Below are 21,985 nucleotides of genomic sequence, written 5' to 3'. Positions count from 1 at the left end.
GACCGCTCCCGCCCGGGAACGTGCGGGGGAGTACCGCCATATTCGCACGATCGGCAGGAACCGCGAATCCATCTGCAGCCGGCGGGCGTCTGAGCAGGGAGGGTAGCAGCCAGCGTCGCTTGGCTGCGATACTGAAACTCTGCCCGGCAGCAGCCGGGAATCCGGATCCATGGCCACCACCACCACCTCCGCCACCAGCTTCGACAACACCCTGCGCAGCGCGCGCACGACGGTCGCCTTTCGTGAGGTCCTCACGCAGGCGTACGAGACCTTCTGCGGGTCGAAGACGCGCTTCCTGCTGACGATGCTGGGCATGGTCATTGGCTCGGCGTCGATCGTGCTGGTCGTGACGGTGGGCCTTACCGGCCGCCAGTTTGCGCTCGACACCCTCAACGGTCTCGGCCCGAACAAGGTCGAGATGCAGTACTCCGGCGGCCAGGTCATGGGCCCCAACAACGTCTCCACGCCGGACTTCATGACCCGCGAGGACATGCAGGCCGTGGACGAGCAGGTTCCCGGTATTGTCGCCTCCTCGCCCATGCTGGAGTACGATGACCGCGTCTCGCTGGGCAGCGGCAAGACCCAGGAGATGGCGATCCTCGGGGTCAGTCCCGAGTACAAGATCGTCCGCAACCTCAAGACGAAGGCGGGACGCTTCTTCGATAGCCAGGACGCCAGCACCCACGCAAACGTGGCGGACATGGTCGCTCCCATGGCGATCGAGCTCTTTGGCAGCTATCAGGCGGCGCTCGGCAAGACGATTACCTGCCGAGGCATCCCCTTCGTCATCGTCGGCGTCTTCGCTGAAAGCACGGACACCTACGGGCAGTCCGAGATCAGTGAGCACACCATCCTCGTGCCCTACGAGGTGGCCCGTTACTTCACCGGCACGGACACTCTCAAGGAGATCTTCTTCTCCATGTCGTCGGCCAACGAGGTGGAACCAGCGGCCAAGCGCATCACGCAGATCATCCACTCCCGCCACTACACCACCAGCGTCTACCGCGCGCAGACCCTCACGGACATCCTGAAGACCGCCGGCAAGATCGCTGACATGCTCGCGCTGGTGCTGTTGCTTGCGTCGGTCATCACCCTGGTGGTGTCGGGCGTCGGCATCATGAACTCCATGCTCGCGAACGTGCAGTCGCGCATCAAGGAGATCGGCATCCGCAAGGCGCTTGGCGCGACCAGCCGCGAGATCCGCATCCAGTTCCTCACGGAGAGCATTCTGCTTTCACTCTCCGGCGGCCTCGTTGGCACCGTCATCGGGCTCGCGATTCCATGGAGCGTCCACTTCTTCACCGACTTCGCGATCCCCATCACCTGGTGGAGCGCTGTCGCCGCGCTCATGACCTCCGTGGTCGTCGGTGTGATCTTCGGCACGCTGCCCGCGAACCGCGCCGCCAAGCTCGATCCCGTGGCCACGCTGAAGTACGAGTAACGCCGGCTCTTTCTGCCGGCGCCGGCGGATCTTCGCAACCCCAGCCAGCGTCACATCCGAATTGCAACCGAAGCATCGTAGACTTTTCCTCAAGCCTCAAGGGAGATCGACGCCGCACCTGCGCGCCCACGCCGTGCGCTCAATCCCTGTCGCCAGGAGCCTGCATGAAGACCCGCCGCGATTTTCTGAAGGTAGCCGCCGCCTCGCTTGCCACAGGCTCCACGCTCGCGCAAAGCGTGCCCGCAGCCCTGCACAGCGCCGACTCCGAGGCGGCCTACTTCGCTTCGCTATACGATGTCGACCGGACTTACATCAACCTAGAGAACGGCTACTGGGGCCTGATGACAATCCCCACGCAGCAGGAGTACCTCTCGAAGATTGCTTTCGTGAATCGCTACAACAGCGTCTTCGCCCGCGGCACCATGCCCGGCATGCCCATCGCTCCCATGCTGGAGCAGGGACGCGTCGCGGTAGCAAAGCTCATCAACGCGGACCCGGCGGAGATTGCCCTCACGCGCTGCGGCACGGAGTCGCTGCAGGATCTCATCACCGGCTACACGCATCTCTCACCCGGCGATGCCGTCATCTTCCACGACCTCGACTACGACGCCATGCAGGACGCGATGACGTTCCTCAAGGAGCGCCGCGGCGTCGAGGTCGTCACCTTCGTCATGCCCGAGCCCGCAACCACGGACGCGATCCTCGCCGCCTATGAGGATGTGCTCAAGCGAACGCCGCACGCGAAGCTGATGCTGGTCACGCATCTATGCCATCGCACCGGCCTGGTGACGCCGGTAAAGGAGATCGTCGGGCTGGCGCGGCGGCATGGCGTGGATTGCATCGTGGACATCGCGCATTCGGTGGCGCAGATGCCCATCGACGTGCGCGAGATGGACCTCGACTTCGTCGGCTTCAGCCTGCACAAGTGGGCTGCTGCGCCGCAAGGCACCGGCGCCATGTTCATTCGCAAGTCGCGGCTCAGCAGCATCGAGCCCTGTAACGGCAACACCGAAGATTCATCGATGGACGTGCGCTCGCGGGTCTTCTCCGGAACGGTGAGCTTCGCCGCCATGCTGACGATCCCTAAAGCAATCGAAGTCCACGAGCAGATCACCGTGGAGCGCAAACGCGCGCGCCTGCAAGGGCTGCGCAACTACTGGGTCGAGCGCGTCCGCGACCTCCCCGGCATAGAGATACTGACGCCGGACGATCCCGCACGCTATGGAGCGACAACATCCTTCCGCACCCGGGGGATGAAATCCATCGAGCAGGCCAACCAGATGCAGCAGACGCTCTTTACGAAGTACCGCGTGCATACGGTTGCCCGAAAGGGCATTACCCGCGGCGCAGCCGTCCGCGTGACGCCCGGCCTCTACAGCACGCACCAGGATCTCGACGCGCTGGTCACCGCCCTGCAGCACGAGCACGCGATGTTCGCGTAAGTCTTGCTCCGAACATAGCAAAACGGCGTCGCAACCGCAGTTGCAACGCCGTCTCTTATCTCCAACAACTAACGCGCGCAGCGCGCTATCTTGCTTCGCAAGCTATCCTGCGAAGCAGGCTAACGCGCCAGCGCTGCAGTTTAGTCGAAGTCCGTATCGAACGGGCCGTCGTAGGTGCTCTTGAAGCCGGTATCCTCGGCTGCCGCCTCGGTCGTGACCTCCGGGGCATCGCTCTTGATGGTCACCTGCACGTGCGCCGACACCTCGCGGTGCAGCTTCACGGACACGTGGAACTCGCCGGTGGTCTTCAGCGGCTGCTCCAGGTGAATGCGGCGACGATCGATCGTGAAGCCCTGCTTCTCCAGCTCGTGCGCGATGTCGGACGAGGTGACCGAGCCGAACAGCTGGCCGCTCTCACCGGTCTTGCGCTCGAACGTCACGACAACGTCGTTGAGCTTGGTCGCGAGCTCCTCAGCTCCGCCCTTTTCGGACGCAGCCTTGCGGATCGCGGCACCCTTCATCTGCTCGATGACGGCCTTGTTTGCAACGGTCGCTTCGATCGCCAGCTTGTAGGGCAGCAGGTAGTTGCGCCCGTAGCCGTTGGCCACCTTCACGACGTCTCCGGCGTGGCCCAGCTTGTTTACATCCTCTTTCAGAATGACTTCCATGACTTGTCTCCAATACTGCGTGGCCGCTCACAGCGGCGCATGCGCCCGGGAACCGCGTCTGCGGCCCGGGCGACGGGGCTAGAACTTCGCGGCGTACGGCAGCAGGGCGATCGACCGAGCCTGCTTGATGGCCCGGGTCAGCTTGCGCTGGAACGGGGCCGAGGTGCCGGTGAGGCGGCGCGGAATGATCTTGCCGCGATCGCTCACAAACTGCTGCAGCAGGCGCACATCGCGGTAGCTGATCGTGTCGATCTTCTCCACCGTGAACTTGCAGACCTTCTTGCGGCGGAAGAACTTACGGCCGCCAGGGCCGCCAGGCCCACCGGGACGGGGAGGACGCGAACCACCGGGACGGGGGCCGCCGGGGCCGCTGGGACGCGGGGATCCACCCTCGGCACGCGGCGCTGCTGCCGCCGCCGGAGTCTCGCCAGCGGTTGCCGCCGGCGCTGCTGCTTGAGTCGTTTCGTCAGCCATGTTGCTGCTCCTTCTTTCGTGGCCAGCTCTCTCGGCTGGCCGGTTCTGCCGCTCACGCTCCGGACCCCCTGGGGCCCGTGGACATTGCACTGCTTCGGTCGATCTGGGCGTCTCAACTTGCTCGGCCCACCCGCGAAGCAGGATTGGAAGCGTCCTGCGGCGTTGGTCTTGATTGCCTCCTCACGTCAGGTCCTTTCGCTGAAGCGAAAGGAGAGCCTTACGCGGTGACGGTCTCTGCCGCAGCGGGGGCCGGAGCCTCAGCTACAGGAGCTGCAACCGGAGCGGCCACAGGCTCAGCAGCAACAGCAGCGGCCTCGGGGCTCACCTGCGGCAGTGCCGAACGCTTTACGTGCGCATCGCGGTGCTTCTTGATCTTGGCAACGCGCTTGTCTTCCTCGTCCGTACGCACGGTGATGAACTTGATCACCTGCTCGGAGACGCGGAGACGACGCTCGATCTCGGAGATCAGCGAGGCCGGAGCTTCGACGATCAGCAGGATGTAGATGCCGTCGTTGAACTTGCGAACGGTGTAAGCGAGACGGCGGCGGCCCATCTTCTCGACGGCCTTGACCGTGCCGCCACCGGTGGTGACGTAACCGGAGAAGGTCTCGATCAGCTTTTCGGTCTCGGCCTCATCGGTGTCCGGCCGAACAATAAACATGATTTCGTAGCTGCGATTCATTGTTGTTCTTTCCGCGGGGTTTTGCCCCGCACCGTTTTGAGCGAACTCACGACGGCTTGGCGTTTTTCTTTGAGTGAGCAGAGTTCAGTGAGGAGTGAGTAGACGTCGTTGCAACCTTGCTGCGGTCTACTCTCTGCTCTCTAATCACTACTCACTTTCTTATTGAACTCACTCATCGCCGCGGTGATCCCTTTGATCATCACGGCCTCGACGGCGCGTACCGCATCGTCGAGCACTACATCCAGCGTGGCCAGCTCTCGCTTCGTCATCGGCGAAAGCAGGTAGTCCTTGCCGCCGGCCTTTACCTCGCGTCCGGTCTCGAGCGGCGGTTTCCCGACCCCGATACGGATGCGCTTCCATTCTTCCGTTCCAAGCACCCCGATGACCGACTTGGCCCCGTTGTGCCCTCCCGCTGAACCTCGCTCGCGTACGCGAATCGAACCCAGCGGAATTGCGAGCTCGTCGTAGAGGACGATCAGGTCCTCGACTTGAAGCTCTAACTCCTTCAACAGCGCGGCGATCGAAAGCCCGCTCAGGTTCATGAAGGTCTCAGGCTTCGCCAGCAGGACGTCTTCCCCTGCCAGCCGTCCCTTGCCCGTCAAGGCCCTGCCTCGCCGATTGCTGACCGTAGCGCCCGCCACCAGAGCGAGCCGGTCGATGGCTAGAAACCCGGCGTTGTGCGGAGTGAACTCGTACTCCGCTCCAGGATTGCCAAGCCCTACGATCAGCTTCATGCTGCCGCTCCGGAAAGGAGCGAGTGAGTAGAGGTCAGTGACGAGTGAGTAGACATTTCGATGCTCATGCTTGCCTTCACTACTCGTTGCTCACTGCTCTCTACTCACTTCGGAACTACTTCTTCTTGTCTGCGGCGGGCTTCTCAGCGTCCTGCTTGCCCTTCTTCGCCACAACCGGCTCAGCCGGAGCAGCCACACCCGCTTCTGCCTCGGCCTCAGCCTTGGAGATCGTGATGTGCGCAACCATCGTGTTTTCGCCGCCGATGAACTTGTAGCTGGCGGTGTGGGGAAGCTCGGAGATGTGGATCGCCTGGCCAACCTCGAGTCCGGTCACGTCGATGTCGATGTGGCTCGGGATGTCGTTCGGGAGGCAGTCGATCTCGACTTCGTGCAGAACCTGGCTCAGGATGCCACCGCCGGTCTTCACGCCAGCCGGGGTACCGACCAGCTGTACGGGAACGCTGACGCGCATCATCTTGTCCATCGCGATGCGCTTGATGTCGATGTGCAGCAGGTGACCCTTGATAGGCTCGTTCTGCCAGTCGACGATCATGCCCTTCGCCGCAGGTGCGCCTTCGATGGAGAGATCGAACAGCGTGTTGTGGCCGGAATCGGAGTGCAGGATCTTGGTGATGACCTTGGGGTCCACCGTGACCGCTACCGAGGGAAGTCCTGCGCCGTAAACGACGGCCGGGATCAGGCCCGACACGCGCACCCGACGTGCATGGTTCTTATTGAAGGTACCGGTGCGCGGGGTTGCAACCACTGCGCTAACTGTCTTGTCTGCCATTGTGCTTTCCTTTCGGGCGCAAAGAGCAGGGATGAGGGAACAGGGATTAGGGATTAGCCAAATCCGCTCGTGCCTCGCTGCTCCTTCACTCCCTTTGCGGCTCACGCCGCTGTGATTGGAACCGATGTCAGGAGGGATGCTCTTGCTAATCCCTAATCCCTGACCCCTAATCCCTTGCCTCTAGTTGAAGAGCGTCGATACCGACGTCTCCAGGTGGATGTTTTCAATGGCGCGGCCCAGCAGGCCGGCGATCGAAAGCACCTTGATCTTTTCAAGCTTCTGCCCGGCGTCGCTCAGAGGGATGGTGTTGGTTACCACCAGCTGCTCGAGGCGGGAGTTCGTAATGCGCTCCACGGCCGGGCCACTCAGCACGGCGTGCGAGGCGCAGGCCAGTACGCGGTCCGCGCCCTGGTCCAGCAATGCCTCGGCGGTCTTCACCAGCGTACCTGCCGTATCGACGATGTCGTCGAGGATGAGGCAGGTCCTGCCCTTTACATCACCGATCACGTTCATCACCTCGGTGACGTTGATGTCTGTCCTGCGCTTGTCGACGATGGCCAGCGGCACTTCCAGCTTCTTGGCGAAGAAGCGCGCACGCTCTACGCCGCCGGCGTCCGGGCTGACCACGGTCAGGTTCGGCAGGTTCATGTCGCGGAAGTAGCTCACCAGCACCGGGCTGGCGAACAGATGATCCACGGGAATATTGAAGAAGCCCTGAATCTGGGCTGCATGCAGGTCGACGAAGAGCGCTCGCTGCGCTCCGGCACTGACCATCAGGTCAGCAACCAGCTTCGACGTGATTGCCACACGGGGCTTGTCTTTGCGGTCCTGGCGGGCATAGCCGTAGTACGGAACCACGGCGGTGATGCGTCCGGCCGAAGCGCGTCGCAGCGCGTCGATCATGATCAGAAGCTCCATCAGGTTCTGATCGACCGGATGGCAGGTGGGCTGGATGACGAAGACATCCACACCGCGCACGTTTTCAAGGAGCTGGAAGTGGGTCTCGCCGTCGGAGAAGCGCACCAGGCGCGTCTCGCCGACGGGTACACCGAGAAACTTCCCGACCTCCTCCGCCAACGGCCTGTTTGCCGATCCGGAGAAGATCTTGAAGCGCTTGTCGTCGACTACCTTCGACACGCGCTTTTTGTCTGCCGCTTTGCCTGCCTGAGCAGGGGCGGCTGCATCCGCAGCCGGCTTCGCCGGGTCAATCCCCGCGCCGTCACTGGTTGCGCTCGTAGAACTCTGGGTTGGAACCGCAGTCGTGTCTTTTTGGCTCACGTTCGAGAAACCCTCCAGGTTGGTTGACCTGTTGTTTACTCAGCTGCTTTGTCTTGCTCTCATGCCGTGTACGCCGTTTTGTGCGCGTACGGCCCTCTTGCTAGAACGCTGGTTCCTTCTTTGGCCTTCGTGCGTGTGTTGCCCGCTACTCCGAAGGCTCAGAAACTCTTCTTTCTTACTTCCTCCGCCATGTCGAGAATTGCTCCCCGCCCGGCGGCATACTGCAAAAAACTTCCCGGCGCATCACGTTGCTTCCGCGCCAAAAATCAAAAGTCCCGAAAACTACATTTCGCGCGGTCCCATGATTGTTGAATGGGCCTGGCGAACGGCTAAGGTTGGTTGGGCGACCAGGATTCGAACCTGGACTGAGTGCGTCAAAGGCACTTGACCTACCGTTAGTCGATCGCCCAGTCTTCCCGGCCTGAACTACAGTGCCGACGAAGCTACTCTGCGAACATCGTGTCGAAGTACGTCTGGCGATCCAGCATCTCCGTAAGGAGCGCCCTGGTGCCCGAATGTTCGACCCGCTGTTGAGCTTCTCGCGCCGCTGCTTGACTGAAGTACAGACCAAACAACGCCGACCCCGAGCCGGAAAGCGCTGCGTACAGCGCCTGGCTCGAGCTGCTTCCCAATAACTCACGCTTGGTTGAACGCAGGAAGGGATGCTGTGAGAAGACGACCTCTTCGAAGTCGTTCTCGATCCCGGTGCGGACAAGCGCGAGAAGTGGGTTCTCGGCCAGACCACCCTCGAACTGCTCGCCCGAAGGCGAAATCCCGAAACCGTGTTCCGGAGAAACTGTTGGGGTGGTACCGGAGGAGTGCGGCGCAGTTCCGTTCGCATTGCCCGCAATTCCATTGCAGGCCCAAACGGCGGCTGACGCGCAGCTCAACTTCGTTATTCTAGCGTTTTCCACACTGGAGGTCAATGAGGGCGCGACCGAGCCCGCACTCGGGTACCGCGCATCCAGGTCGGCGAACGCCTGCTTGGTCGAAACGCCAACCCCCGGCGTGGCGACAACGCACGGCGCAACCCCAAGATCCGGAAGGGGATACACCTCTTCGCCGCGCCCGATCCCAAGTACCGTGCCGCCCAGCAAGAATAGCGGCACATCCGACCCAATCTCCGCCGCCAGCCGCAAACGCTCCGCTCCCGGCAGCGCCACGCCGAGCTCCCGCTCCAACCCCATCAGCGCCGCGACCGCATTCGCCGACCCCGCGCCAAGCCCGCCCTGCACCGGCAGACGCTTGTCGATATCGAGGTGAACCTCGGCGGTCACGCCCATCCGGGTCAGCGCCGCAGACACCATCCGCCAGGCGGTGTTCTTCTCGGCATCGCCGTTTTCGGTGCGAGGCACGCCCCGGTGATTCGCCGTCAGCGTGATCCTCATCTCAGCAGCCTGTCGCGCCGAGACCGTCACGAAGTCGTGCAGCCCGATCGTCTGGTAGATGGTCGAGAGGGCATGAAAGCCGTCCGGCCGCGGTGGACCCACCGCCAGGCCGAGATTGATCTTCGCAAACGATCGAACACGTGTTGCCATGCAGATGCCATTCTAGCGGCGCATGAAGGGGCTCAAGGCTCAACTTCGGTCAGCGGGGTGCAGAGGTCGTCAGGAGCCCGCCGCTCCACCAGCTCCACAGGGGACCGGTCGCGCCCCATCAGCCAGCAGATCCGCCGCCCGTCGAATGCGACCGCATGCTTCGGTTCGGAGATGAGAATCATCTGCGAGGCCTGCAAGTGGGCGATCGTCTCCTCCAGCGGCCCAGAGGTGTAGCAGAGATGATTGAGCCCACCGCCCTTGGCCACGGCATTCGTGAGCACGCTTGCGGGACCGTCGGGCGCGACAAACTCCAGGTACGCCGGATTGCCCGGAATGCGCAGGAACTGCACCCGCGCGGTCTGCAAAGGATCGTGGATCACCGGCGAGGCTATTTCATACCCGAAGCGCTCGATATAGAGCGCCGCGATCGGCTCGATCTCCTTCACCGCATAGCCGACGTGGTGCAGGACCAGGTTGGGCGCAACCATCAAGGCGATCTCCTGGAGCAGGGATGACGTGCGGGAATGACCTGCGGGAACGAAACGAGCGCTAGGCCGGTACGGCCGGTTGTGCCTCGATCGATGCCGTCGAAATCACCCGCATCGGCACATCGTGGGGTGTGAATCGCGCGATCTCGAGCTCCCAGTGCGACTCATCGCTCGCCGGTTCTCCCGTCGCGGCAGTCTGCAATCGCGAAAAGCCCAGCCGCTCGTAGAGCTCGCTGACCATCGCGTTCTTCGCCGTCGGCTTGTACAGGCCGTACACCCGTTCGACGCCCATGCCGCGCAGCTGTTCGACGAGCAGATTCAAGCAGGCCTCTTCCACCCGTCGCCCCAACACGCGGCAGCTCATCAGCCACAGCTGGATCTGCGCCTCGGGTCCCTCGGTGCAGGCGAGCAGTACGGCAATCATGCCGTTGTCACCGAAACGGTCAGCGAGCCGCACCTGGAGGGTGACCATGTGCGGATTGCGCACCGCCGCCGCGACCTCGCACTCGGTCATGCGCTTCGTCGTCAGGTTGAACTGGTTCGTCTTGTTGATCAGCTGCGTCGCACGTGCAAGGCACATGCCATCGATGGGCCCGGCGGTCAGGGTCATATCCAGCGAGTCAAGATAACTATCAAGATCCGTCGCTCCCGAACCCGTCGAGGCGTAGCCACGTTTCAGCCGCTCGCGCTCCGCGTTGGCCTGGTACATCGCAGCCCGCTCACGATCTTCCTCGGTAACACGCAGCCCTTCGAAGTACCCCGCCGCCGCCAGCGTTCCCACGTACTCTGCCGGGTCCTCGCCAATCTCAGGCACCATCACCATGGGCAGCTCGCGGCGGATCAGCGCACGCTCCACCGGGTTGTCGTCGAGAAACACCAGCGCATCGAGTCCAAGGTTCAGCCGCGCTGCGATCTCGCGCAGATTGGCCGCCTTGTCCTCCCAGTTGGCAACAAAGCATGCGATGTCACCCGAGCGCAGCACCATCTCCAGATGCTCCTCGAACGGTTCACGCGCGTTGGCCTCGTCGTTCTTGCTGCACACCGCGAGCACCACGCCGCGCATGGCAAGCTTCTTCACATACCGCTGCAGCTCCACATGCGCTTCGCCCGCGGCGCTGCCTTGTCCCAGCAGGATGCCTTCGAGCCCGTCATCACCGATCACACCGCCCCACAGTGTGTTGTCAAGATCGAGCACGAGGCACTTCGCCGAACGGCCGCGCTCCGCTGCCACAAGCCGCGCCACGTGATCGCCATAGAGCTCCGCAGCGCGAGGGTGCACCTCGTACTTTGCTCGATGCCACAGGGCCGCATCATGCCACTCGCGAAGGCCGTCCACCGCGCACAGACGGTCGATGGCGAGCAGGTCCACACCCTCAGATGCAGCCACCTCGCGGAGCTTCTGATTGACAGCTTCCAGCCGTGTGGCAGGCGAGCACGCCAGCCGCTCCTCGTTGTCTCCCAGCACGGCGGGGAGAACCGGAAGCAACGTCTGCTGAATGACCTGGCAACCGAAGCTTGCTCGCGCCCGCAGCCAGCAGTCTTGCATCAGCTCGATCGCCGCTTCGGGCGAAGCTCCATCGCACGCGACCATGTGCCGAGCGTCGAGCGCCAGCAGCACCACGTCGGGCCGAAAGCGTGCGAGGCCGGAATCTGCGCTCAACAGCTCCTGCCGGTACATGCCGTAGGGCGCTTCGTAGATTTCGATGGCCAGACCGCGCCGAAGTCCTGCAACGCGAATCGCCGCAGGCAGATGGTTGGTGGTCGAAGACCCGAGGATCGCCAGTCGCACTGGCTCCAGCGCCGCCGCCTGGCCCGCCGCAAGCACCTTCGTCAGCGCTCGGTCGAGCTTGCCCAGCTGCGGGAACTCCATCTGCGAAAGTGCCAGAGAGCGCAGCAACCCAATCGCTTCATCCTGGGCAGCGAACCTCGCGTGGCGAAGCTGCTCATCCCAATCGTCTCGCACTGGCAGCCAGGGCAGAGGCATCGTTGCGGGTTGCTCCTTTCCCATTCCGTTCGTGGTCCCAAATCCGTCATCGGTACCGGTGCGTCGGAGGTCAGCAGCTCAAACCCTCTGTCCGGAGATATCTCACTCCAAACTGGCCTCGATTCTACGGCGCGAAGCGTCATCTCGCGGCGTATCGAAAGACAGGCATGGCCACGCCCCCGGAGCCGGACGGCCGAGCTGCAAACCTGTTCCGTCGCCGGAACGCAGCAAGGCCGGGCAATATGCCCGGCCTTGGTGGTGACGCGAATTGTGCTGCCCTGGGTTACGACAGGTTGGGTCTACTTGGCGATCTTGTTGTCTGTGATGAACTTGGCGGTTGTGTCGTGCAGGCCCTTCAGCGCCTCTTCGTTCACATAGACCATGTGGCCGGTGGGGAAGAACTTGTAAGAGATGTTCTTCTGCAGCTCCACGGGCATGGGCAGGTGCTTCATTTCATAGGTCGCGCCAAAGTACAGCGTGCCCATGTCGAAGTAGCCGCCCATCAGCAGTACGTGCATCTTGGGCACGGACTTCATCACGTATGCCAGGTCGCCCACCACGTTCAGTGTCTTGTCACGTCCGCCGCCACCAAAGCCGCGGCCCGGAACGCGATGTCCCATGTCCCAGTTGAAGCCCTGCTCACGAGCGCTCGGCTTGTAGGTCATCTGCTCGCCGAAGTGCAGCGTCTCGTGGGCATAGGTATTCATTGCCGCGAGATACGACGAATCGATCGACTCCGTGAATGGATCGTAGCCCGTACCCTGCGAGAGCGGGTCCATCGCCGGGCCCTGGTAGCGCGAGTCCAGGCGGCCGGTAGTGATGTTGTCCGAGTCCTGCACATACTTGGCGAACTCGCTGCCGGTCATGCGCAGGTTGGCCTTCAGCCACGTCGCGGCAGGAACGCCCGTGTAGCTCTCCAGCTTGGCGGCAACGGCAGCCTTCTTCGCCGGGTCGAGGTCCGCGCCCTGCAGCAGCGCGGAAGCATACTCGCCGAGCGAGAACTTCTCCACCTCGTGCAGGAACGTCTCCAGGTCTGCCGGAGCGTTCGCCACCTTGTGGTGGTACCACGCGGTCGCGGCAAAGCTGGGCATCGCGAGGAAGAACCCGTTCTCCATGCCGGGGCTCGAGTCCGAGCCATCAGCCGAATTGTCGAAGCCGAGGATCTGGCTCAGGAAGACAACGCCGTTCAGATCGACGCCGTGGTCATGCAGCACGGCAGAGAGAACGGCGTCGCGCGTGGTGCCGTAGCTCTCGCCGAAGAGGAAGCGCGGCGACTGCCAGCGGTTGAACTTGGTCATGAAGCGGCGGATGAAGCGGTCGAACGCAGCTGCGTCCTGATCCACGCCATAGAACGCCTTGAACGCATCGCGTCCCTGCACCCGGCTGTAGCCCGTGCCCGGAGCGTCGATGAAGACGAGGTCGGCGACGTCCAGCAGGCAGTACGGGTTGGAGTTGATCTTGTACGGTCCACCGGCCGGGTGATCCAGATCGGGCACCGCAATGTGAACCGGGCCCAGCGAGCCCATGCGCAGGTACATCGTCGCCGAACCGGGGCCACCGTTGTAGATGAAGACGATCGGACGTGTGCCCACATCCTCGCCCTTGGCGAAGTACGCGGTATAGAACATCTTCGCGGTCGCGGGCTGGTCCTCGGCGCGCGCAGGAAGATCGACCGCAGCCTCGGGCAGCGGCTTGCCGTCAAAGCCCAGCGTCGCATCCTGCGGATCGGTCGCGCCTACGGTCAGCAGGCCGGCAACGGCCTTGTATGCGATCTCCTTGCCGCCCACCTTCACCGAACCTTCCGTGGTGGAGTCGGCAGGCAGCGTTGCGGCGCGGCGCGGACCTTCGGGGGCCGTCGTCGTGGTGGTCGTCGTGCGCTCAGGCCGCGCGGGCATCTCCTGCGCAGCCAGCAGGGAAGGCAACATCACAGACAGGCCAAGGCCTGCCACGGCAACTTTGAAGCGCATGTATCGTTCTCCGGAAAAAGCGGGGTTATGGAGATAGTACGGCGGAAGCGCCCCTGAGGACGCAGAAACCCCCGATTCCGATAAATCCGGGTGCTCTACTCCATCAGCTTCTTCGCGAGATACGTGTACGTGATCGCCCATGTGCGCGCTTCCTCTTTCAGGTCCGCTCCCGCCGCGTGTCCGCCCTCAATCTCCTCGTAGTAGTAGAAGGGCAGATGGAAGCCCTCCATCTCCGCGGCGAACTTGCGCGCATGCTCCGGGCCAACGCGATCGTCCTTCGTCGTCGTGAAGATCAGCGGTTCGGGATACTTTCCGTCGGCCTTCAGATTCTGATACGGAGAGATCGAGGCGAGAAACGCCCGCTGCTCCGGCACCTTCACCGAACCGTATTCGCCCACCCAGCTCGCACCGGCTTCAATGTGCTCGAAGTTCAGCATATCCAGCAGCGGCACCTGGATCACGACGGCCTTCCACATCGCCGGATGCTGCTCAAACTCCACGCCCATCAGCAGGCCGCCGTTGGAGCCGCCGAGGATGCCAAGCTTCGCCGGGCCCGTCACCTTCGTCGTCATCAGGTCACCAGCGACGGCATAGAAGTCGTCGTAGATCCGCTGGCGGTGCACGTTGAGCCCCGCCTCATGCCACGCCGGACCAAACTCCCCGCCGCCGCGAATGTTGGCGCGTACATAGACTCCGCCGCGTTCCAGCCACAGCTTGCCGATGTTCCCCGAGTAGCTCGGCGTCTCGGACACCTCGAAGCCGCCGTAGGCATCCAGCAACGTCGGGTTCGTGCCGTCCAGCTTCATGTCCTTGCGGTGCACGATGAAGTAAGGCACCTGCGTGCCGTCCTTCGAGGTCGCGTACCGCTGTTCGACGGCATCCTTCGAAGCATCGAAGAGCGTTGGGCCGGACTTCGCCAGCATCATCGTGCCCTTCGCCGCATCGCCAAGCTGCAACGTCGGAGGCGTGAGGAATCCCGTGATCTCGAGATAGAACGCATCGTCCGTGTTGCTCGTGTCCACCAGGTCGACGGTCACGTTCTCGGGCACGTCGAGCGGTTGCTTCGTCCAGCCTGTTGCGGTCGGCCTGTAGATGGAAGCGCGTCCCTGCACGTGGTCCAGCGTGGTCAGCACCGCGTAGCCGCGTGTCGTGGCGACATCGCCGAGGAACTCATCCTTCGTTGGCGCGAACACTACGGCAGGCTTCAGGTGCTCCGGGTCGCGCAGCACGTCCGCGATCTTCATCTCGACCAGCGAACCTTTGCTGAAGCTCGCCCCACCCGCGCTCCAGTCTTCTCGCACCGTCACCAGCAGCCGTCCATCGAGCAATCCGGAGAGCTCCGCCTTCTTCGGGATGGCCAGCCGCTTGAGGCCGCCAGCCGTCACCACCCAGGTCTCGACCTCGAAGAAGGATGGCCTGCGTTCCACCACGACCAACGTGTGCCCCCGGGCATCGTGCATGGTGCGCGGCGAAACATCCATATCGCTCGCCTGGCCGCGGTAGATCTCCTTCGCGCTGTCCAGCGGCGTGCCGCGCTTCCACTCCTTCACGACGAACGGATAGCCCGATGTGGTCATCGTGCCCGCGCCCCAGTCACGCGAGAGCAGCAGCGTGTCCTTGTCCTTCCACGCGACGCTCTGCTTGCTGCGCGGGAGCGTGAAACCGTCCGCAACCCAGCTCCCGGTCTTCAGGTTGAACTCGCGCAGCGAGGCCGCATCTTCGCCCCCTGCGGAGAGTTCCACCATGCAGTATTCGTTGCCGGGATACAGGCACTGCATCCCATGCCACACCCACTTCACGCCTTCTTTCACTCCCAGCGCGTCCACGTCGATGATCGTCTGCCAGTGGGGCTCGGCGGTCGCGTAGTCCGACCGCGTCGTCCTGCGCAGCAGACCATGCGGATGCGCCGCATCACGCCAGAAGTTGAAGACCCAGTCCCCCACCATCATCGGCAGAGGAAGGCGATGCGGATCCTCGGCGATCTTCAGCGCGTCGTCAAACATAGGCTGGTAGTGCGGATCGGCCTCGAGTGCCTTCAAGGTGCGCGCATTCTGCGACTTCACCCAATCCATGGATCTCGCGCCGTTCACGTCCTCCAGCCACTTGTAAGGGTCGGCAGGGTCGACCGGCTCGATGTTCAGGTCGGCAATCTCCGGATGGGCATAGCTCGCCATCTCGAACTCGGCGGTCTGCGCGGCCACCTGGCCCTTCGTGTTGTAGGCCTTCACCACGAAGCACCCGCCAGGCTGCACCTCGGCGAAGTGATACATGCCCTGCGCATCGGTCGTGGCCTTCAGCACCACGTTCACGGGGCCCTTCATCCATTGGCAGCTGTTCACCAGCTCCACGCGGGCATCGGCGACGGGCTTCGCCGCAGCGCCTGCGACCACCCGTCCATCCACGAAGTCCAGCGCGTCGGACTGCGCGTACATCCCAAGGGATGAGAGGGAAAAGGCAAGCAGGGCAAAGCAGCGTGCCGAACGGGGAATCATCAAAACCATGGAAAGGGCCTCCAGAGGCAGCTCAGCGGCGGATGGCCGAAGTCTACCGCAGGAGGCCCTGCTTGCTGTCGTCGAAGCGCGCGCCTAGAAGATCTGGAAGCCCACATCCACGTACATGTCTACCTCCACCGGCTTGCCGTTCTGCGTCGCCGGCTTGAATTTGTACTGCTTCACGGCCTCTGCCGCCTTCTCATCGAGCCCCATGCCGACACCGCGCACCACCCGCACATGCGTTGGATTCCCGTGCTGATCCACCACCAGGTACACCTGGACGTTCCCCGAGAACTTGGCCTTGCGCGCCTCTTCGCTGAACTCGGGCTCCACGGACGAAATCACCACCGGCGCCTTCACCGAACCGCCGATATGCATCACCCCGCCACCGGTATTCCCCCCGGCTCCCGGCCCAATGCCAGCGCCATGGCCTGACCCGATGCCCGTCCCCGCGCCATTGCCCAGCGAGACGCCATGCAGTGACGAATCCGGCAGGCCAAGATTCGGCAGCGAGTTGTCGGCCATCTTCAGGTCCTTCTGCAATACGACCGTCGGCTCGATCGTGATCTTCGCGGCTTCCGTCGGCGGAGCCTTCGGAGGCATCAACTGCAACTGCGCGAGCTTCGGCAGATGTCCCTGCGCGACGGGAGCGAGATTGTGCTGCCCACCCCCACCGCCGGTGCGCTCGGCCCGCGGCAGCACCGCAGGCGGCGGAGGCAGCGTCAGCGAGATCGCCTCGGAGGTCTTCTTCGGCCTCAACACCTGCACCGCGCCTCTGCCCACAACGGTCAGCACCAGCAGCAGAGCGAACCCATGCACCGCAAAAGCCGTCCACATCGACGCCCGGCTTCGCTTCGTCGCGACGCTCTCCGCAAACCCGAACATCGGAGCTCCCACAAGCCCGGGTGCCGGGTGCCCCATCCATGCCGCGGCCTCATCGCGGCATGGGTGGGTTTCCTCCGCGGCCAGCCGCATCTTCGCCAGCAGCCGCTGCTCCAGCCCCGCCGGTTGTTTCTGCGCCGCGCTGCGTTCGGCGAGCACACCCTGCAGCATCGCCTCAAAGCCGTTGTCCAACACCTCGTTGCTCTCGATCATCGTCCGCCTCCTCTGCTGGCCGTGACCTCCCGGCCAGCGACGCAGCGTTCCGTGAATTTGTCCTTCAACTGCCCCCGCGCCCGCATCAGCCGCGTTCGCACCGTGCCTTCCGGCACACCCATCACCTCGCCGATCTCCCGCGAGCTCAGCTCTTCGATCGCGGAGAGCACCAGCGTCTGCCGCAGCTCCTCCGGCAACTCGTCGATCAGCTCACTGAGCAGCGCCCGCTCATCGTTCTGCGCCGCCGCGTGCTCGGGAGTCGGCCTTGCATCCGCCAGCCGCACCGCATCCGCGTCGTCGCTCAGTCCGACCACGCGCGCACTCTGGCGATCCAGCGCCGTGCGCCACACCGTCCGTGCGAGAAACGCCCGCTCGTTCTCCATCGCCTGCCAGCGGTCGCTGCGAACCAGCTTCACCAGCGCGTCCTGCACCGCATCCTCGGCGTCCTGCGGATGACGCAGAACGCCATAGGCCACGCGATACAGCAGCCGCGCGTGCTCCGCCGCAATCCGCGCTAATGCGCTGTCGCGGTCTTCTCGATTGCTTTGCTGCCCTGGGTCCGGAGGTTTGATCATGCGTGCCCTACACATCCAAAGACCGGAGCCAGGGCAAAACCGTTCACGGTTGCGGAGATTTTTCTTCGGGCTCCAAAGGCTGCCTACAGCACAGGCAGCTTCGGCTCACAGAAAACTTCCTCGGCATAACGCGATTCAACACGCCCGCCCAGATGCACGCAAACCAGCTGCACGCAAACCAGCCACGGTTGCAGACCCACAAAGCCCGCAGCCGCGAGTATTCTCATCCATGGATTCAGTAGGAGCCGCCGTCCGAGCGGCCCACACAAGGAGACCCTGCCCGTGCGTGTTGGCCTGATGACCCGTGAGTATCCCCCCTATGTCTATGGAGGCGCCGGCGTTCACGTCGAGTACCTCTCCCGCGAGATGGCACGGCAGATCGAGGTCGAGGTTCACGCCTGGGGTGAAGTACCGAAGGAGCAGGGCGACCCACGCGGCGACCACTGCGAGGAGCCGCCCGCAGGGCTCACCGAAGGGGGCTCATCTGGCCTGGATGTCCACTTCGAGCAGCCGTGGGAGGCGATCAGCAATGGCACCACGCAGAAGTTCAAGGGCGCGCTCGAGGCCCTGTCGCTTAATCTCCTGCAGCAGCTCAACCTCGAGAAGCTCGACGTCATCCATACCCACACCTGGTATGTCTCGATGGCCGGCTTCCTCGCGAAGAAGCTCTACAACATCCCCTTCGTCCTCACCACGCACTCGCTGGAGCCGCTGCGCGCGTGGAAGGCGGAGCAGCTGGGCTCGGGCTATGCGTTGAGCTCGTGGATGGAGCGGACGGCAATCCTTGATGCGGACGCGGTCATCGCCGTCTCGCAGGGCACCAAGGCCGACATCCAGAAGGCCTACCCCGACGTCGATCCCGCGAAGATCCACGTCATCTACAACGGCATCGACCTGCAGCAGTACCAGTACACCCCCCACCAGGACGCGCTGATCAAGTACGGCGTCGACCCGCACAAGCCTTACGTCCTCTTCGTCGGCCGCATCACGCGCCAGAAGGGCGTCACACACCTTGTTGATGCCATCAAGTACCTTCCGCCCGGCACCCAGGTCGTCCTCTGCGCCGGTGCCCCGGACACCCCGGAGATCGCGGCCGAGATGCGTGCCAAGGTCGAGGAGGCCCGCGCGGCCACGATCGGCAGCCAGCCAGCCATGGTGGCGGTCGAGAGCGACGGTATCAGCAACCCCTCCGGCTTCGCCACCGCGACCGGCGATCCCACCGGCACCGGCCACAACATCGTCTGGATCGAGCAGATGGTCACCAAGGCCGAGGCCATCCAGCTCTACTCGCACTGCGCCGTCTTCTGCTGCCCTTCGGTCTACGAGCCCTTCGGCATCATCAACCTCGAAGCCATGGCCTGCCGCGCTCCAGTAGTCGCCTCGGCGACTGGCGGCATCCTGGAAGTCGTCGTGGATCCCTCGTTTAGCGGTCCGACTTTCAATGCATCCGGCTCCAACTCCCCGGTCACGACACCCCGTCGCCGCCACACGGAGTTCGAGTTCATCCTCACCACCGACGTCCCAGCAGCCCGCCAGACTGCCCCCGAGCCCAAGGCGGGACCGGACTCTCCCTCACACGCGGAGCAGACCGGCTACCTGGTCCCGTTTGAGGCCGATCCGGTGACGACCTTTCCCTCCGACCCGGAAGCCTTCTCGAAGGCCCTGGCCGCGAAGCTCAACGATCTGCTCGCCAATCCGGACGAGGCCCGCGCCATGGGTGAGGCCGGCCGCCGCCGCGTGGAGGCCCAGTTCAGCTGGACCGCCATCGCCCTGCAGACCATCGATCTCTACGAAAAACTCATTGCTGCCCGCAAGGGCTGATGTTGCTGCCGGGCGCATCCCCACAATGTGCTGTCCGGCGGCCCCACTTCCTCGTCACGCAACCGTAACGGCCCCGGCATTTATAATGGAGGGGACGCGCCGTTTGCGCCTACATTGACGCCGCAGGGAGCTTTCCATGGCCAATCTTCTCGATCAGCTCAAGAGCATGACCACCGTGGTCGCCGACTCCGGCGACATCAACTCCATCAAGAAGTACAAGCCGACCGACGCGACCACCAACCCCTCGCTCATCGCCAAGGCCGCCACCATGCCCGAGTACCAGTCGATCATCGACGACGTGCTCTCGCAGGCGAAGTCCTCCCTGGGTGAGTCGGCGGACGATAAGGCAATCGCCGCCGCGGCGTTCAAGTCGCTCGCTGTCGCCTTCGGCCGCAAGATCCTCGAGATCGTCCCGGGCCGCGTTTCGACCGAAGTCGATGCCCGCCTGAGCTATGACACCGAAGGCACCCTGGCTGCCGCACGCGACATCATCAGCCAGTACCACGCTGCTGGGATCACCAACGACCGCGTGCTGATCAAGATCGCTTCCACCTGGGAAGGCATCAAGGCCGCCGAGATCCTCGAGACCGAAGGCATCCACTGCAACCTGACGCTGCTCTTCGGCCTGCACCAGGCCATCGCCTGCGCTGAAGCCAAGGTCACCCTCATCTCGCCCTTCGTCGGCCGCATCCTCGACTGGTACAAGAAGAACGAGCCCGGCGACTACGAGGGCGCGAACGATCCGGGCGTCAAGAGCGTCACCGAGGTCTTCACCTACTACAAGAAGTTCGGCTACAAGACCCAGGTCATGGGCGCCAGCTTCCGCAACACGGGTGAGATCGTCGAACTCGCCGGCAGCGACCTGCTGACCATCTCTCCGGACCTCCTCGAGAAGCTGCAGAACACCGAAGGCACCCTCGAGCGCGCTCTCGATCCTGAGAAGGCTAAGGCCTCCGATGTCGAGAAGATCTCCATCGACAAGGCGACCTTCGACAAGATGCACGAGGAAAACCGGATGGCCCACGACAAGCTGAAGGAAGGCATCGAAGGCTTCTCCAAGGCTCTCGAAGACCTCGAAGCTCTGCTCGCCAAGCGCGTCGCCGAGCTCAAGGCTGAGCCGGTCAACGCCTAAGCGGCCGGGCAATCGAGTCGGGACGAATCGCAAATACCGAGGGCCGGACGCCATGTCCGGCCCTCGGTGCGTTCAGCGCAGAACTCAGGCGTCGCGGCGTGCCATGACGACGTAGTGAACCAGGCCGCCAAGGGGAATTCGCGGCTGATAGAGCGCAAGATTCCACGCCAGCGCATAGACGGCAAGTGCGGCTCCTCCCACCATCAGGCGGCTCCTTGATAGCGGTCGCGCCCCCGTATCGTGCTCGGCATTCCTCCGCCGGGATGCCGCAAAGCCGCACAGCAGCATCAGGCAGAAGGCATGGATCGATACCCATCGCGTCCAGTCGGTCCCAAACAGGAAGAGCCCGATCGAGCCCAGCGTAGCGAGTAGCGCACACCCGCCAATCACGAATGCCTCGCGGCGCTGACCAAGCCGGCGCATGGTCTCCAGCTGCCAGACAAACGGGAACGCCGAGAGAAGAAACAGCGTAGGCATCACGCGCCAGTAGTGCTCTGCGTTCGAGACGCGAAGCACGTGCTCCCGCGCAAAATCTGACGTCTGCGCGAGGTAGTCGATGGCGCCTCCGCAGATCGTCTCAGCGTGTGGAGGATGCGTGTTCTTCACCGCGACGCAGATAGCCTGCGCGGCGGATGCTCCTCCCGGATGATGGGAGACCGAGAGAAAGCAAAGCGCAGCCACAATCAGAGGCAGCAGCGAGATGAGCAGTGTTCTGCGGAGATCGCGCGTCACCAGGAAAAGGGCGGCGACAACATAAGGCAGGTAGACAAAGATGGCCTCATGGGACAGCACCATCGCCGCCACGATCAACAGGAGGCTGAGGATCAACCATGATGTTCGCATCCGTCCAGCGAAGATCAGAACGAACGTAAGCGTTGCATAGAGCAGAATCTCTTTTCGTAGCGCGAAGCCCGGATCCATGAGAGGAAACTGCAACGTGGCAGGCGAGAAGATGATGAGCAGGAGCCCAAACGTCCAGTCGACTTCGCGAAAGATCCGCCATACTCCGACGAGCGTGACGCCATACACACCAAGCTGCACAAGCAGCACGGATGCCACGACCGGAATGTGCATCCGCGCAAGGGCGAGAAACCCCGAACCAATCAATCCTCGACGCACAAAGCCGCTCGAGTAATTGATCAACCAGTCGGCGAGACTCCAGTCTCCGCGATTGTGCAGGTTATAGATGCTGAGTGGAATCAGAACGGTTGCACAGCAAAGGAGCAAAGCCTTCAGCGCGAAATCGCAGCGTCTCTGTAGGCGATATTCCATATCTCTGCTTCACGCGACCCCTGCAAACAGACCTATACTAGCAGCCATGGATGCACCGAATGCCAGCGCGCAACGCGCTTTATGGCTGCGTCGAACCCAGGGCATCGCGGTC

18 protein-coding genes and 1 tRNA gene are annotated in these 21,985 nt (G+C 63.2%); 4 read left to right on the top strand and 15 right to left on the bottom strand.

The genetic code is table 11. The features are described from left to right. Window positions 1–169: 169 nt before the first annotated feature. Window positions 170–1,441 (top strand): ABC transporter permease, encoded by a 1,272-nt coding sequence (locus C4S68_RS09775; RefSeq protein WP_103932889.1) that lies wholly within the window; start codon window positions 170–172, stop codon window positions 1,439–1,441. Window positions 1,442–1,605: 164 nt separating this feature from the next. After that, a complete protein-coding gene (locus C4S68_RS09770; protein ID WP_103932888.1) occupies window positions 1,606–2,883 on the top strand; it encodes an aminotransferase class V-fold PLP-dependent enzyme in 1,278 nt (425 codons plus the stop codon). A gap of 140 nt (window positions 2,884–3,023) precedes the next feature. Here the strand turns inward: C4S68_RS09770 and rplI are convergent, their stop codons facing one another. The 14 genes from rplI to C4S68_RS09700 form a co-directional block, all read right to left on the bottom strand. Continuing rightward, window positions 3,024–3,551, bottom strand: a complete 528-nt coding sequence (gene rplI / locus C4S68_RS09765; RefSeq protein ID WP_103932887.1) for a 50S ribosomal protein L9 — start codon at window positions 3,549–3,551, stop codon at window positions 3,024–3,026. 78 nt (window positions 3,552–3,629) lie between these two features. Next, window positions 3,630–4,025 (bottom strand): 30S ribosomal protein S18, encoded by a 396-nt coding sequence (gene rpsR / locus C4S68_RS09760; RefSeq protein ID WP_103932886.1) that lies wholly within the window; start codon window positions 4,023–4,025, stop codon window positions 3,630–3,632. 217 nt (window positions 4,026–4,242) lie between these two features. Beyond that, window positions 4,243–4,707, bottom strand: a complete 465-nt coding sequence (rpsF, locus tag C4S68_RS09755; RefSeq protein WP_103932885.1) for a 30S ribosomal protein S6 — start codon at window positions 4,705–4,707, stop codon at window positions 4,243–4,245. A gap of 140 nt (window positions 4,708–4,847) precedes the next feature. Beyond that, window positions 4,848–5,441, bottom strand: coding sequence for an aminoacyl-tRNA hydrolase (pth, locus tag C4S68_RS09750; protein ID WP_103932884.1), 594 nt, complete (start codon window positions 5,439–5,441; stop codon window positions 4,848–4,850). A 115-nt stretch (window positions 5,442–5,556) separates the two neighbouring features. Then, the gene (locus C4S68_RS09745; RefSeq protein ID WP_103932883.1) at window positions 5,557–6,231 is read right to left on the bottom strand and encodes a 50S ribosomal protein L25; all 675 of its coding nucleotides are present in this window, start codon (window positions 6,229–6,231) and stop codon (window positions 5,557–5,559) included. A gap of 180 nt (window positions 6,232–6,411) precedes the next feature. After that, complete coding sequence (locus tag C4S68_RS09740; RefSeq protein ID WP_103932882.1) at window positions 6,412–7,509, bottom strand: ribose-phosphate diphosphokinase; 1,098 nt, start codon at window positions 7,507–7,509, stop codon at window positions 6,412–6,414. 336 nt (window positions 7,510–7,845) lie between these two features. Further along, a tRNA-Gln gene (locus tag C4S68_RS09735) sits at window positions 7,846–7,919 on the bottom strand. 33 nt (window positions 7,920–7,952) lie between these two features. Beyond that, entirely contained in the window at window positions 7,953–9,047 is a 1,095-nt protein-coding gene (locus C4S68_RS09730; RefSeq protein ID WP_103932881.1) for a 4-(cytidine 5'-diphospho)-2-C-methyl-D-erythritol kinase, read from the bottom strand. A gap of 32 nt (window positions 9,048–9,079) precedes the next feature. Continuing rightward, a complete protein-coding gene (locus C4S68_RS09725; RefSeq protein WP_103932880.1) occupies window positions 9,080–9,535 on the bottom strand; it encodes a VOC family protein in 456 nt (151 codons plus the stop codon). 61 nt (window positions 9,536–9,596) lie between these two features. Then, complete coding sequence (locus C4S68_RS09720; RefSeq protein WP_160115078.1) at window positions 9,597–11,519, bottom strand: HAD-IIIC family phosphatase; 1,923 nt, start codon at window positions 11,517–11,519, stop codon at window positions 9,597–9,599. A gap of 299 nt (window positions 11,520–11,818) precedes the next feature. Continuing rightward, the gene (locus tag C4S68_RS09715) at window positions 11,819–13,486 is read right to left on the bottom strand and encodes a S10 family peptidase (protein WP_103932878.1); all 1,668 of its coding nucleotides are present in this window, start codon (window positions 13,484–13,486) and stop codon (window positions 11,819–11,821) included. A 95-nt stretch (window positions 13,487–13,581) separates the two neighbouring features. Beyond that, the gene (locus C4S68_RS09710; protein WP_235011490.1) at window positions 13,582–15,987 is read right to left on the bottom strand and encodes a prolyl oligopeptidase family serine peptidase; all 2,406 of its coding nucleotides are present in this window, start codon (window positions 15,985–15,987) and stop codon (window positions 13,582–13,584) included. Window positions 15,988–16,071: 84 nt separating this feature from the next. After that, window positions 16,072–17,073: an energy transducer TonB gene (locus C4S68_RS09705; RefSeq protein WP_103932877.1), complete on the bottom strand. Its 1,002-nt coding sequence runs from the start codon at window positions 17,071–17,073 to the stop codon at window positions 16,072–16,074. Further along, entirely contained in the window at window positions 17,070–17,648 is a 579-nt protein-coding gene (locus tag C4S68_RS09700) for an RNA polymerase sigma factor (RefSeq protein ID WP_103932876.1), read from the bottom strand. Before C4S68_RS09700 ends, C4S68_RS09705 begins: the two co-directional genes overlap by 4 nt. Window positions 17,649–17,930: 282 nt before the next feature. Between C4S68_RS09700 and glgA the strand changes: the two genes are divergently transcribed. Next, window positions 17,931–19,469, top strand: a complete 1,539-nt coding sequence (gene glgA, locus C4S68_RS09695) for a glycogen synthase (protein ID WP_146072098.1) — start codon at window positions 17,931–17,933, stop codon at window positions 19,467–19,469. Window positions 19,470–19,605: 136 nt separating this feature from the next. Continuing rightward, a complete protein-coding gene (locus C4S68_RS09690; RefSeq protein WP_103932874.1) occupies window positions 19,606–20,601 on the top strand; it encodes a transaldolase in 996 nt (331 codons plus the stop codon). 84 nt (window positions 20,602–20,685) lie between these two features. Here C4S68_RS09690 and C4S68_RS09685 read toward each other — a convergent pair whose 3' ends face one another. Continuing rightward, a complete protein-coding gene (locus C4S68_RS09685) occupies window positions 20,686–21,873 on the bottom strand; it encodes a hypothetical protein (RefSeq protein WP_103932873.1) in 1,188 nt (395 codons plus the stop codon). Window positions 21,874–21,985 lie beyond the last annotated feature (112 nt).

Source organism: Bryocella elongata (assembly GCF_900108185.1).
GTDB lineage: Bacteria > Acidobacteriota > Terriglobia > Terriglobales > Acidobacteriaceae > Granulicella > Granulicella elongata.
The sequence above is the reverse complement of the archived record's forward strand: the minus strand, read 5'-3'. Positions and strand labels throughout refer to the sequence as shown.

Bases quoted from the DNA above. Each gene is read 5' to 3' on its own strand.
- C4S68_RS09775 (WP_103932889.1), top strand. From the start codon at position 170: ATGGCCACCACCACCACCTCCGCCACCAGCTTCGACAACACCCTGCGC.
- C4S68_RS09770 (WP_103932888.1), top strand. From the start codon at position 1,606: ATGAAGACCCGCCGCGATTTTCTGAAGGTAGCCGCCGCCTCGCTTGCC.
- rplI (WP_103932887.1), bottom strand. From the start codon at position 3,551: ATGGAAGTCATTCTGAAAGAGGATGTAAACAAGCTGGGCCACGCCGGA.
- rpsR (WP_103932886.1), bottom strand. From the start codon at position 4,025: ATGGCTGACGAAACGACTCAAGCAGCAGCGCCGGCGGCAACCGCTGGC.
- rpsF (WP_103932885.1), bottom strand. From the start codon at position 4,707: ATGAATCGCAGCTACGAAATCATGTTTATTGTTCGGCCGGACACCGAT.
- pth (WP_103932884.1), bottom strand. From the start codon at position 5,441: ATGAAGCTGATCGTAGGGCTTGGCAATCCTGGAGCGGAGTACGAGTTC.
- C4S68_RS09745 (WP_103932883.1), bottom strand. From the start codon at position 6,231: ATGGCAGACAAGACAGTTAGCGCAGTGGTTGCAACCCCGCGCACCGGT.
- C4S68_RS09730 (WP_103932881.1), bottom strand. From the start codon at position 9,047: ATGGCAACACGTGTTCGATCGTTTGCGAAGATCAATCTCGGCCTGGCG.
- C4S68_RS09725 (WP_103932880.1), bottom strand. From the start codon at position 9,535: ATGGTTGCGCCCAACCTGGTCCTGCACCACGTCGGCTATGCGGTGAAG.
- C4S68_RS09720 (WP_160115078.1), bottom strand. From the start codon at position 11,519: ATGCCTCTGCCCTGGCTGCCAGTGCGAGACGATTGGGATGAGCAGCTT.
- C4S68_RS09715 (WP_103932878.1), bottom strand. From the start codon at position 13,486: ATGCGCTTCAAAGTTGCCGTGGCAGGCCTTGGCCTGTCTGTGATGTTG.
- C4S68_RS09710 (WP_235011490.1), bottom strand. From the start codon at position 15,987: ATGGTTTTGATGATTCCCCGTTCGGCACGCTGCTTTGCCCTGCTTGCC.
- C4S68_RS09705 (WP_103932877.1), bottom strand. From the start codon at position 17,073: ATGATCGAGAGCAACGAGGTGTTGGACAACGGCTTTGAGGCGATGCTG.
- C4S68_RS09700 (WP_103932876.1), bottom strand. From the start codon at position 17,648: ATGATCAAACCTCCGGACCCAGGGCAGCAAAGCAATCGAGAAGACCGC.
- C4S68_RS09690 (WP_103932874.1), top strand. From the start codon at position 19,606: ATGGCCAATCTTCTCGATCAGCTCAAGAGCATGACCACCGTGGTCGCC.
- C4S68_RS09685 (WP_103932873.1), bottom strand. From the start codon at position 21,873: ATGGAATATCGCCTACAGAGACGCTGCGATTTCGCGCTGAAGGCTTTG.